The sequence below is a fragment of the Pseudoalteromonas sp. SR43-5 genome (assembly GCF_014163835.1).
GTDB lineage: Bacteria > Pseudomonadota > Gammaproteobacteria > Enterobacterales > Alteromonadaceae > Pseudoalteromonas > Pseudoalteromonas distincta.
On sequence record NZ_JACJEA010000039.1, the window covers coordinates 25,901 to 38,302 of the forward strand.

Genomic DNA, 12,402 nt, shown 5'->3' on the forward strand with positions numbered 1-12,402 from the left:
ATGGGCATGTGGGAACTTGTTGTTATTTTTATTGTTGGTTTAGTGGTGCTCGGCCCTGAGCGCTTACCTGTTGCGATTAGAACAGTGAGTAAATGGGTTAAAACCGCTAAATCACTTGCCAACTCAGTAAAAGCCGAAGTAAGTGAAGAACTTCGCATCCATGAGCTGCACGAAAACCTTAAAAAAGCAGAACAGCAAGAATTAAAAGATTTAAGCCCTGAGTTACAAAGCTCACTAACAGAGCTACAAAAAGCGGCTGAATCAGTTACTCACAGCTACAAGAAACAACAATCTGATACATCAAATAACCAACAACTTGATGAGAAAAAGTGAAATTTATTTCTCACTTTGTGGTCAACTTACTACATGGTATAAAAAATAATGGCTGAGGAAGTAAAATCAGGGTTTGTAGCTCATTTAATTGAGTTGCGTGATCGGCTAATAAAAGCACTATTGAGCATTTTATTATTTTTTATCGCGCTGTTTTATTTTAAAGATGATATTTACGAACTTATAGCTGCACCATTAGTAGTTCATTTACCTAATGGCGCGACCATGATAGCTATAAATGTGAGTGACCCTTTTATAGTCCCTATGATGCTTACTTTTTTTGTTGCGGCTTTATTATCTACTCCATGGATACTTCATCAAATTTGGGGGTTTATAGCTCCTGGCTTGTACCAAAATGAAAAGAAAATGCTAATACCTATACTAATCTCAAGCGTTGTCTTGTTTTATGGGGGTATCGCTTTTTGCTACTTTGCAGTACTACCAATTATATTAGGTTTTTTTACAAGTACAGGTCCCGAAATGATGACTCTAGCGCCCGATATCGCTAGCTATCTAGGATTTGTATTAAAATTGTTTTTTGCATTTGGCGTCGCTTTCGAAATTCCTGTGGCTATTATGTTGCTATGCTGGAGTGGCGCAACAACAACAAAAAGCTTAAAAGAAAAGCGCCCTTATATCGTCGTGGGTGTTTTTGTAGTCGCGATGTTTTTAACACCGCCTGATGTATTATCACAAACATTGCTAGCATTTCCGATGCTTCTTCTGTTTGAACTAGGTCTAATTTTAGCAAAGTTTTATACCGCTAAACCACAAAAAGAATCTGAGGAATAAAATGAAAAAACAACTGCTCTCACTATTGGTTTTATTAAGCGCACCGACTTTTGCTGCGCAAACAGAGTTTAATACTCAAGCGTTACAGGCATGTAGCTTTATTGAAAACGATTTTAACCGCTTACTTTGTTACGATAATACCATCGCGGGTAAGTCACTGGTTAAGCCATCAGTAACAAAAACGCTCACACCACCAACAGCTAATAATGTACCTCAGGCAGTAGCCACAACACCAACAGAAGTGAAAAAAACAGCAGATGAGTTTGGGTTAGAGTACAAAAAATCACAGACAGAAAAAGACGCTGAAATTAAAGCGATGGTTGCTTCAGTTGAAGAAGCTGCTTACGGCGAGTTAATTATTTCGCTAGATAACGGTCAACAATGGCGTCAAATTGGCTCTGACAGCATGCGCTTGAAAAAGAACGATACGATTGTAATTAGCCGTGGTGTTTTTAACTCATTTTTGCTGCATAAAGAAGGGCAAAACCGCTCTATTCGCGTTAAACGTACTAAGTAATGTCATATACATTAATTGATGCTGGAGTTAACTTAACTAATCATCAATTTGATGAGCAGCATCACGATGTAATTACCCGTGCCAATGAAGCGGGTGTTACAAATATGCTTATTATTGGTTGTGATATTGCAAGCAGTCAGCAATCACTTGAACTTGCAACAAAGCATCTTCAATATTCTACGGCGGGTATCCACCCACATGATGCAAAATCAGCCACTAATGAGCTAGAAGCACAACTAACTGTACTTGCAAATAATAAGCATGTTATTGCTATTGGTGAATGTGGCCTTGATTATAACCGCGACTTTTCGCCTCGCGATGTACAGCGCAGTGTTTTTAGGCGTCAATTAGCACTTGCAGAGAAATTAGATTTACCTGTTTACTTGCATGAACGTGATGCAAGTGACGACATGCTGAGTATTTTAGAAGAGTTTAGTATTCGCGGTGTACTCCACTGCTTTACGGGTAACTCAGCAGCTCTAAAGCAATATTTAGATTTAGGTCTATATATTGGTATAACGGGTTGGGTATGTGATGAAAGGCGTGGAAAAGATTTACAACAGCTAGTGCCTAGCATTCCTCTAGATCGATTATTAATAGAAACTGATGCACCATTTTTAATTCCACGAACAGTTAAACCAAAACCTAAATCACGTAAAAATGAACCTGCCCTGCTTCCTTATATCTGTCAAACGGTTGCACAACTTTATCAAATAGATGAAGAAGTTGTGGCCCGTAAAACTACAGAAAACTTTCACCGTGTTTTTGGTTTAGAAGATCGTTAATGGCCTATGCAAAGGCACTTTTAAGCCTATTAGTATTCCTTTGCACTTTTTGCTGTTTCGCAAACCCAGTAATAATAAAACACGATTTTAACTCTCAAAACATTAATAACCTGTATTACTCTTTTGAACCAACGTCGCTATTAAGTGCACAACAAAGTAGCCATATACAGTGGCAAAAAAACACAGCAAAACCCCTTAATTTAGGACTAGAGCAGCGTCCTGTATGGATAAAATTTAAAATAAAAAACACACTTAGTTATAATACTGAGCAAATATTGTCACTAAACAATCCTTTGCTAAACGACGTTCAAGTATATCAATTACATAACTCGCAATTACTTTCTTATACTCAAATTGGTGATGCCTACCCCTTATATAAGCGCACAATTAAAAGTGAATCTTTATTAGTTAAACTGCTCAGCCCTGCAAATAGCGAAACGCTTATTATAATGAAAGTGGCGAATAGCTCAGGCTTGCGAGTCCCTTTAACACTGTGGCAACCAGAAGCTTATTTGGCACACAAAGGAAAACTCAATTTACTCCATGGCTTATTGATTGGTTTTATATTTTCTTTGGGTGTGAGTTGCATAGTTTTATATGGTTTTTCACGTAAAGGTTATTTTGTTTATGCTGGGGTTATATCTCTCACATTAGGTAGTGTATTAGCCTACATTTGTGGTTTTGGCTTAAGGTACGTTCATCCTAATTTGCCTGCATTACAGCAAGTTATGATCCCTATATTACTTATGCTTATCACTTTATTGTTTTTGCCTTTGCAAAAGCAAGTTTGCCATCCAAGGCCCTCACTTCTGCTAACTATTCAAAAAGTTGTAGTTAACGCTTTAGCCATTTCGTTATTATTTATTTGGCTACTTCCAAACAACATAGTTACATTATTTTGTTTAATCACTACTCCAATCGTTTTAGGCTTTTATATTGTAACTACGCTTATGTGCGTGCGTTTAACGCCTTCTAAACCAAACAAAGCACTATTACTTGTATTGGTTTTTTTCTTGGTGGTAATGCTTTATTTTATTGTTGCAGTAATGGGCCTACACGCCTTTGACAGAAGTACGCTCGCATTTGTATTTGCATGCTTTTTTGGTTGCACTTTTTGCTTATGCTACAGCGTAATGAAGTTATTTATTTTACAACGCGATGAAGAAGTAATTGCTCAACAAACCTTGATTGCTGAAAACACAGCACAAGATACACTACTTAAAGAGCGCTTAAAATTACAAGAAAAAACTCGCCAAGAACTTGAATCTCAGGTGGACGAGCGCACCTTTGAATTACAAGTGACGCTTAGAGAGCTTGAAGAAAAAAACCGCTCACTTGAGTTACTAAATACTGAAGACGCATTGACTGGAATAAAAAACAGACGCTTTTTTGATAAAAAACTGGTAATGGAGCTTCGTCGCTCTCGTCGAGAACAAACGCCGCTTAGCATTGTTATGCTTGATATAGATCGATTTAAAAATATCAACGACACGTACGGCCATATCATTGGCGATCAAGTTATTAAAGCAGTGTCTGACCTTATAAAAGACCATTTAAAACGACCACTCGATGAAGTTGCCCGTTATGGCGGTGAAGAATTTGTTGTGCTATTACCTAATACCCCTAGTGAAGGCGCACAAGACATAGCTGAAAAAATACGAGCTGATATCTCAGTAAGTACAGTAACGGTTGCCAATAATGATATTCAATTTACTATTAGCGCTGGTGTATACACCAGTATTGCTGATGATGTTAGCAACCCTCAAATTTTTACTGAGTGCGCCGACAAAGCACTTTATTACGCAAAGCAGCATGGCCGTAATCAAGTAATTACTTTTCCATTACCACAGTAGGAGCATATTAACATGGCCCAATCAGGATTAGACCTTTTCCCATATACTCGCATGCGCAGAATGCGCCGCAGCGACTTTTCTCGCCGCTTAATGGCTGAAAACCAGCTTAGCGTAAATGATTTAATTTACCCTGTATTTGTACTTGATGGTAAAAATCGCCGCGAGGTAATTGAATCAATGCCTGGTATTGAGCGCCTATCAATTGATTTACTGCTTGTTGAAGCAAAAGAACTCGTTGAACTTGGCGTACCTGCCGTTGCTATTTTTCCAGTAACGCCTGCGGATAAAAAATCATTATTTGCCGAAGAAGCATATAACGATGATGGCTTAGCACAACGCACCGTAAGAGCGTTAAAAGAAGCTTTTCCTGAGTTGGGTGTGATTACTGATGTAGCACTTGACCCTTTCACTACGCATGGCCAAGACGGTATTATTGATGATTCAGGTTATGTTATTAATGATGTCACTACTGAAATTTTAGTTAAACAAGCACTTTCCCATGCAGAAGCTGGTGCTGATGTTGTTGCCCCTTCTGATATGATGGATGGTCGTATTGGCGCTATTCGCGAAGCACTTGAAGCTGATGGGTTTATTCATACTCGAATTATGGCCTACTCAGCTAAATACGCATCTAGCTACTATGGCCCATTTAGAGATGCTGTAGGCTCTGCTGGTAACTTAAAAGGTGCTGATAAAAAAACTTACCAAATGGATCCAGCAAACTCTGATGAAGCAATACGTGAAGTCGCATTAGACTTACAAGAAGGCGCTGATATGGTTATGGTAAAGCCCGGTATGCCTTATTTAGATATTGTACGGCGTGTTAAAGACGAATTTGGTGTACCTACTTTCGCATATCAGGTAAGTGGCGAGTATGCAATGCACAAAGCAGCAATTGATAACGGTTGGTTAAGTGAAGAGGCTACAATAATGGAATCTTTACTTGCATTTAAGCGTGCAGGCGCCGATGGAATATTAACCTACTTTGCTAAGCAAGCCGCAAAATATCTAACAAAAAAATAATTTTTTATTAAAAGGCGGTTAAACCGCCTTTTGTTTACATTCATTTACATTTTTGTATTATTTTCGTCATATTTATTCTCTAAACTGGTGTCCCATTTTGGGATTAATACACGGGAATAATAAAAAAATGTTTAAAACAAAAATAACACCACTCGCACTTGTTATAGCAAGTCTCAGTGCACCAGCATCCGCTGATCTAATCATTTCAGAATATATAGAGGGAAGCAGTAATAATAAAGCAATCGAGCTTTATAATAATGCTGATACGGAGCTTTCTCTTGAAGGTTATACTTTAGGACTCTATTCAAATGGTAGCAGTTCGATTGGCAACTCGATTGATTTAACCGGAACATTGGCCGCCAATACCACCTACATTATTTCAAACCCCAGTGCAGCAGCTGCAATACTTGATATTGCAGATGAAACCAGCACAGTAACCTACTATAACGGTGATGATGCCCTTGTTTTAACTAAAGACGGTGTAATTGTTGATAGTTTTGGTCAAGTTGGTGTTGATCCGGGTTCAGAGTGGTCTGAAGGGGGGGTAACTACGGTTAACAAAACGCTGCGAAGAAAAGATAGCATTACCACAGGCCGAACTGACTCGACAGCCATTTTTGATCCTAGCGAAGAATGGGAACAGTTTGATATTGACACCTTTGATGGATTAGGTTCACACACAGGAAACGGCGGTACCGCTCCTGTGCCAGACCCTGAGCCAGAACCACTTGAACCACTAGTTTGTGGTGCAGAAAAAACACTAATAAATGCTATTCAAGGTGACGGCTCTGCTAGCCCACTTGTAGGTACATTAGTAGAACTTGAAGGTGTTGTAAGCGCCGATTTTCAAGGTGATGAACAATTAAAAGGCTTTTTTGTTAACTCACTGGCTGCTGATATAGATGCAAATCCACTTACCTCTGAAGGTGTATTTGTATATTTTGCAGATACTGACGTGAATGTAGGCGACCATGTACGTGTACAAGGTACTGTTGAAGAATATTTTGATGCAACACAAATTGGCAGTGTTAGCCAAGTTGCGGTGTGTGGCACTGGTTTAGCTGCAGCAGCTACAAAAATCACTTTACCTTTAGCTAATACAACTGATTTAGAAGCTTTTGAAGGTATGTTAGTCACATTAGAGCAACCATTAGTAGTGACTAATAACTTTGGTCTTGGTCGATATGGTGAAGTTGAATTAGCAACAGAGCGCTTGTACCAAGGTACTCAGGTTGCGTTACCTGGCGATGCTGCTAATGCAGTTGAAACTGAAAATCTACTTAAAAAGATTTTAATAGATGATGGCTCTACAGTACAAAACTTAGACCCTACAGCTTATCCAACTCCAGGCTTATCGGCAGAAAATACATTACGAACTGGCGATACTGTTAATACTGTTACAGGGGCACTTGCTTATAGCTTCGGTCTTTACCGAATTCACCCAACTTTAGCGCCTTCGTTTATTGCAACAAATGCACGTGAAGATGCGCCTGAACTTAATGCTGAAGCAGATTTACGTGTAGCTAGCTTTAACGTACTTAATTACTTCAATGGTGATGGCCAAGGCGGAGGGTTCCCTACATCTCGAGGTGCAGATACTGAAGCTGAATTTATTCGTCAAGAAGCTAAAATTGTAAGTGCTATTAGCGCTATTGAGGCCGATGTTGTTGGTTTAATGGAAATTGAGAATGATGGCTTTGGCGAATTTAGTGCAATTGCTAGCTTAGTAGATGCATTAAATGATGCAGATAGTGCTAACAACTATGCATTTGTTGATTTTAACGTAGATCAAATTGGTACCGATGCAATTACTACCGCACTTATCTATCGTGCTAACAAAGTAGAAGAAGTAGGCACTGCTGCCATTACAACTGAGGCTCCATTTGATTTTAGTAACCGTGCTCCAATTGCACAAAGCTTTAAATCAATAGAAACTGATGAAGTATTTACTGTTGCTGTGTCACATCTTAAATCTAAAAGCTGTGGTAGTGCTTCTGGAAATAATGCAGATTTAGGTGATGGCCAAGGCTGTTGGAATGAAATACGCACGCAAGGTGCTAATGCATTCGCAGATTGGCTTGATAGCAAACCAACCGGTGTTGATGACGAAGATACTATTTTAGTCGGCGATATGAATGCTTACGCAATGGAAGATCCAATACGTGCATTTGCTGATAAAGGCTACAAAAATGTAGTTGCTGAAATTGATGGTGATACACTTGGTTATTCTTATAGCTTTTCTGGTCGTGCAGGAAGTTTAGACCATGCAGTAGCTACACAATCATTACTTAGCAAAGTTGTCGCTGCAACAGATTGGCATATCAACGCAGATGAACCTATTTCACTTGATTACAATGTAGAGTTTAAAAGCGAAGGTCAACAATCTAGCTTGTACTCTGAAAGTGCATACCGCGCATCAGACCATGACCCTGTGATTATTGACATTAAATCTGAAATTACTTTAACGCCTGAAGAGCAAACACCTGTAATTGCAGCCGATCAAGTTTTTGCAATCGATGAAAACAGCGCAATTGGCACAATTATCGGCACGCTCGATTTTAGTGATCCAAATGCCGATGAATCACCTGTTGTTAAATTTATTACATCTGATAATGACAGCGTTTCTATTAACGATGAGGGGCAGTTAATTGTTGCTGGAGAGATTGATTACGAATTCGAAAATCGTATTACTTTAACAGTACAAGCTCAAGATAGTGCTGGTAACTTATCAAACATTGAAAAAGTAGCCGTTAAGGTAAATAACTTACGCTCAGATGATGATAATGATGCAGGTTCATTATTATGGTTATCACTTCTTTTAGCACCACTATCAATAGTGCGTCGATTTAAAAAGAAATAATTAAGTAAAATCTAAACATATAAAAAGCCGCTTTTGCGGTTTTTTTATTTTATACAAATGTAATTCAGACAAGCTTCATTAAACTCCCCGTAATATGTTCATACGATTAGTGAGTCTTCTAGTAATTAATCAGTAACAACTACATAAGATTGAGTGAATTTTACACAACAAAAACCTCAATGAGTTACGTATATTGGTTTTCCTATTGAAAAATATGAACTTTTATAAGGGTTCACATTTTGCTTTAAGTAAATTAGAAGATACTTACAAAACAAAATCAATATTTACCCTAAACGTAAAAATAAGTCGTGTTTTTATAAAGGAATGAGAATGAAACAACTAACCCAAAACTTGCCTAAATGGCAAAAAAAGTCAGCACCACTACTGGGTCTACTTATTATTTTTTCGACTTGGGGCAATAGCAACCAAGCGATTGCTGCAACTGTTGATGTAGCAATTCCACAAAGTAGCTTATTTGATGTAATTAGCGCTCGCGCTAAAAAGCTAGCAAGCGAAGAATATGTGGCACCTAAAAACATCGAGCTTGAAGCACTAAATAATATTGATTATCAAGACTACCGTTCAATTCGATTTAAAAAAGACAAAGCGGTGTGGAAAGATGAAGGCCTGTACGAGCTGCAATTATTCCACCCTGGTTTTTTATATAAAACACCTGTAACAATAAATACTGTTGATAGCGACTCTAAACGTAGCCGCTTACCTTTCAGCACCGACTTTTACCAATACGATGGCACTGCTGCACCACTACAAGAAGAAATAGCTAAAAGTGTGGCGGGCACTCAACTAGGCCATGCTGGATTTCGCTTACATTACCCATTAAATACTAACGAGTATAAAGACGAAGTAATGGTATTTCAGGGAGCATCGTATTTTAGAGTCGTTGGCCCTCAACAAGTTTATGGCTTATCAGCAAGAGGCCTTGCCATTGATACTGCTGAGAATTCGGGTGAAGAATTTCCAATGTTCAAAGAGTTTTGGTTAGTTAAACCAAAGGCAGAGCAAACACAAATCACCATTTTTGCATTGTTGGATAGTCCATCTATTTCTGGTGCGTACAAATTTAGCGTCGACCCTACAACGAATATGCTAGTTGATGTTGATATGCAGATTTTTGCGCGTAAAGATATTAAAAAACTAGGTGTAGCACCATTAACGAGTATGTTTTATCACGGCGAAAACAGCACCAAATTTTTTGATGACTATCGCCCTGAAGTTCATGACTCGGATGGCCTATTAACTCAATCTGCTGATGACAAGTGGGTATGGCGCCCTCTTAACAACCCATCACAACTCAGCGTTACTTCATTTTCGTACAATAACCCAAAAGGTTTTGGGTTAGCTCAACGAGACCGAGACTTTAATAACTATCTAGACACAGAAGCACATTACCACGACCGCCCTAGCCTATGGATTGAACCACAAGGTGAGTGGGGAAATGGTCGTGTAGAGCTTGTAGAAATACCGACTGATACAGAAACTAACGACAATATCGTAAGTTACTGGGTACCAGAAAAACCAATGAAGGCCGGAGATTCATTAAAATTAAGCTACAAAATGACGACCTTTAATTCAGTTTTAACTCAGCACGAGAAAGCACGTGTACTACGTACAAGAATTGGTAGCGCCGCTTTACCTGGTGAGGACAACCCACCACCAAAAAGCCACCGCCAATTTACTGTTGATTTTACTGGATCAGAAATAAATCAACTGTCTAAACAGTTAAAACTAGATGCCGACATTCAACTTACAACAGGCGAAGTAACCGACGTGAATGTACAAAAACTTCCGGATTCACGTGGATGGCGTGTAGCCTTTAAAATTGCACCACAGGACGATCAACCCGTTGATATGCGTTTATCGTTAAAACTACGTGACAAAGAAATTAGCGAGGTATGGAGCTATGTTTGGTACCCAAATGACATCAAGTAATAAAGGTAGGGGCACTCCAATGCCATTCAAAACACTAAGAGTATGGCTATTTGCCATTGCGGCACTTGGCACATCTGGCTACGGCATATCTATTATGTTTGAGATTTTAAGCTCAAACGGTATGACACTACTTGAGTATGCTCTTTTAATATTATTCTCAATCACATTTGCTTGGATTGTAACGGCCTTTTGTAGTGGCACAATCGGCTTTGTACTACAGTTATTTCGAATTGACCCGCTTACGTTAAAACGTATTAAACCAATTGAGTTCAATAACGAGGCAATTAACGCTCAGAAAACCGCCGTTGTAATGCCTATTTATAACGAAGATACCCACCGTGTTATCGCGGGCTTTGAAGTAAGTCTACAATCGTTAAAAGAAACTGGTCAGCTTGATAATTTTGATTTTTATTTATTAAGCGATACGCAAGACCCTCAAATAGTTAAAAACGAGCTAAGTGCATGGCATGCATTGTGCGAACGTTTAGGGGATACAGCAAAGCATGTTTTTTATCGTCGTCGCGAAGATAACAAACACCGCAAAGTAGGTAACCTAACCGACTTTTGTGAGCGCTGGGGAAGTAATTACGACCATATGATTGTGCTTGATGCAGATAGCGTAATGACCGGTAAATGTATGTTAGAACTTACTACAAGCATGCTAAACAACCCACAAGCAGGCCTGATCCAAACGATTCCAATACCTGTTCGTCAAGATACCTTTTTTGGTCGTTTTTTACAGTTTGCATCAGTGCTATATAGCCCAATGCTCGCTACTGGCTCAGCATTTTGGCAAACAGATAAAGCCAACTACTGGGGTCATAATGCAATCATTAGAGTTGAAGCATTTATAACGTGCTGTGGCTTGCCAACACTCAAAGGTAACGCACCCTTTGGCGGTGAGATTTTAAGTCATGACTTTGTAGAAGCATCACTACTTCATAGTGCAGGTTGGGATGTACTATTACTATCAGATATTGAAGGCAGCTACGAAGAAGTACCAAGTAATATTCTCGATTATGCTGTACGCGATAGACGCTGGGTACAGGGTAATATTCAGCACTTAGGTTTACTATCGTCATCTAAATTAAAATTAATGAGTAAGCTGCACTTTCTATTAGGTGCAACCGCTTATATTTCATCACTAATTTGGCTCTCAATGCTAGCGCTAAGTACTATTGATGCAGTAACGCGAGCATTAAATAGTGATGTGTACTTTAACCGTGTTTATCAATTATTTCCTACATGGCAAATAGCTAAAACCGATCTTATTGATTCACTCTTGTATTTAACTATTGTTATTTTATTAATGCCTAAATTAATGGGCGTAATAGTCACCCTAATACATAGAAACAAACGCTTTGGTGGTTCAATTAAGCTCATACTAGGTTCAATCATTGAAACCGTATTTGCTATTATTGTTGCGCCATTAATGATGGTATTTCATGCTTACTTTGTGCTTTGCGTATTTTTAGGTAAAAAAGTGAAGTGGGATGCACAACCGCGCGAAGGTCGTATGGTTCCGTGGAAAGAAGCGTTTGGTTATACGTTATTCTCTACTATTGTGGCTATAGCATGGGGTAGCACAGCCTACTACTTCACACCTGTATTCTTTTGGTGGCTATCACCTATATTATTAGGCTTAGTATTAGGTGCTCCAATTATCCGTTATACCAGTAGTATCAAACTCGGCGTACAACTAAGAAAGTTAGGTATATTTATTTGCCCTAGTGAAGTTGATAATGACTCAACTCTAGAGGCGCTTAAAGTACATCTAAAAGAGATTTCCGTGCCAGAGGAAGGAACTTACCCACAAACAATTCCGGCACTGCCACAAGAGCATATGGTATCAATGCCTATACAATCTTTTAAAAAGCCACGCAGGCTAAAGATGAAAGCGCTAAAAGCTAAGGCTATAAAAAAGTTTAATTAGCGCGTTATAAAATAAAAACAAAAAAGGAGCAATTAATTGCTCCTTTTTTCTATCTAAATTAAAAAATCATGCGCTGCATTTGCCGCTAATATTTTCTATTTTTCTAGCTAACTTATTACAGTACATTTTAGAAATAACTGATTGCGTTTCATCATCAAGTTGCCAGTTATAAAAATGAAAAAACTTACCATTCTCCAGTTCTACTTAAAAATAGTGAAAAGAAAAAACGAGCTAAATGATACAACAGTAATTTCCTCACTATTGATATAACGCTCTGTGCATGGACGTGTATAACAAATCCCTGCTTTGTAACAATATAAATAAATTGCTCTAGTACCTTTTTATTAATTAAAAATATA

At 38.5% G+C, this 12,402-nt stretch carries 9 protein-coding genes; all 9 read left to right on the plus strand.

What is annotated here, in order from left to right; genetic code table 11:
* Entirely contained in the window at positions 1 to 333 is a 333-nt protein-coding gene (tatB, locus tag H5090_RS18300) for a Sec-independent protein translocase protein TatB (RefSeq protein WP_024597077.1), read from the plus strand.
* Positions 334 to 381: 48 nt separating this feature from the next.
* Positions 382 to 1,122 carry a twin-arginine translocase subunit TatC gene (gene tatC, locus H5090_RS18305; protein WP_024604418.1) on the plus strand — a complete coding sequence of 247 codons (741 nt, stop codon included), beginning with the start codon at positions 382 to 384 and terminating at the stop codon, positions 1,120 to 1,122.
* Between the two features lies 1 nt (position 1,123).
* The gene (locus H5090_RS18310) at positions 1,124 to 1,639 is read left to right on the plus strand and encodes a hypothetical protein (RefSeq protein WP_182696408.1); all 516 of its coding nucleotides are present in this window, start codon (positions 1,124 to 1,126) and stop codon (positions 1,637 to 1,639) included.
* Positions 1,639 to 2,424, plus strand: a complete 786-nt coding sequence (locus H5090_RS18315; protein WP_182696409.1) for a TatD family hydrolase — start codon at positions 1,639 to 1,641, stop codon at positions 2,422 to 2,424. Before H5090_RS18310 ends, H5090_RS18315 begins: the two co-directional genes overlap by 1 nt.
* Complete coding sequence (locus H5090_RS18320; RefSeq protein WP_182696410.1) at positions 2,424 to 4,277, plus strand: diguanylate cyclase; 1,854 nt, start codon at positions 2,424 to 2,426, stop codon at positions 4,275 to 4,277. Before H5090_RS18315 ends, H5090_RS18320 begins: the two co-directional genes overlap by 1 nt.
* Positions 4,278 to 4,289: 12 nt before the next feature.
* Positions 4,290 to 5,300, plus strand: coding sequence for a porphobilinogen synthase (gene hemB / locus H5090_RS18325; protein WP_182696411.1), 1,011 nt, complete (start codon positions 4,290 to 4,292; stop codon positions 5,298 to 5,300).
* A 127-nt stretch (positions 5,301 to 5,427) separates the two neighbouring features.
* Positions 5,428 to 8,160: an ExeM/NucH family extracellular endonuclease gene (locus H5090_RS18330; protein WP_182696412.1), complete on the plus strand. Its 2,733-nt coding sequence runs from the start codon at positions 5,428 to 5,430 to the stop codon at positions 8,158 to 8,160.
* 330 nt (positions 8,161 to 8,490) lie between these two features.
* A complete protein-coding gene (locus tag H5090_RS18335; RefSeq protein WP_182693856.1) occupies positions 8,491 to 10,110 on the plus strand; it encodes a glucan biosynthesis protein in 1,620 nt (539 codons plus the stop codon).
* Positions 10,082 to 12,043, plus strand: coding sequence for a glucans biosynthesis glucosyltransferase MdoH (mdoH, locus tag H5090_RS18340; protein WP_182696413.1), 1,962 nt, complete (start codon positions 10,082 to 10,084; stop codon positions 12,041 to 12,043). Before H5090_RS18335 ends, mdoH begins: the two co-directional genes overlap by 29 nt.
* Positions 12,044 to 12,402 lie beyond the last annotated feature (359 nt).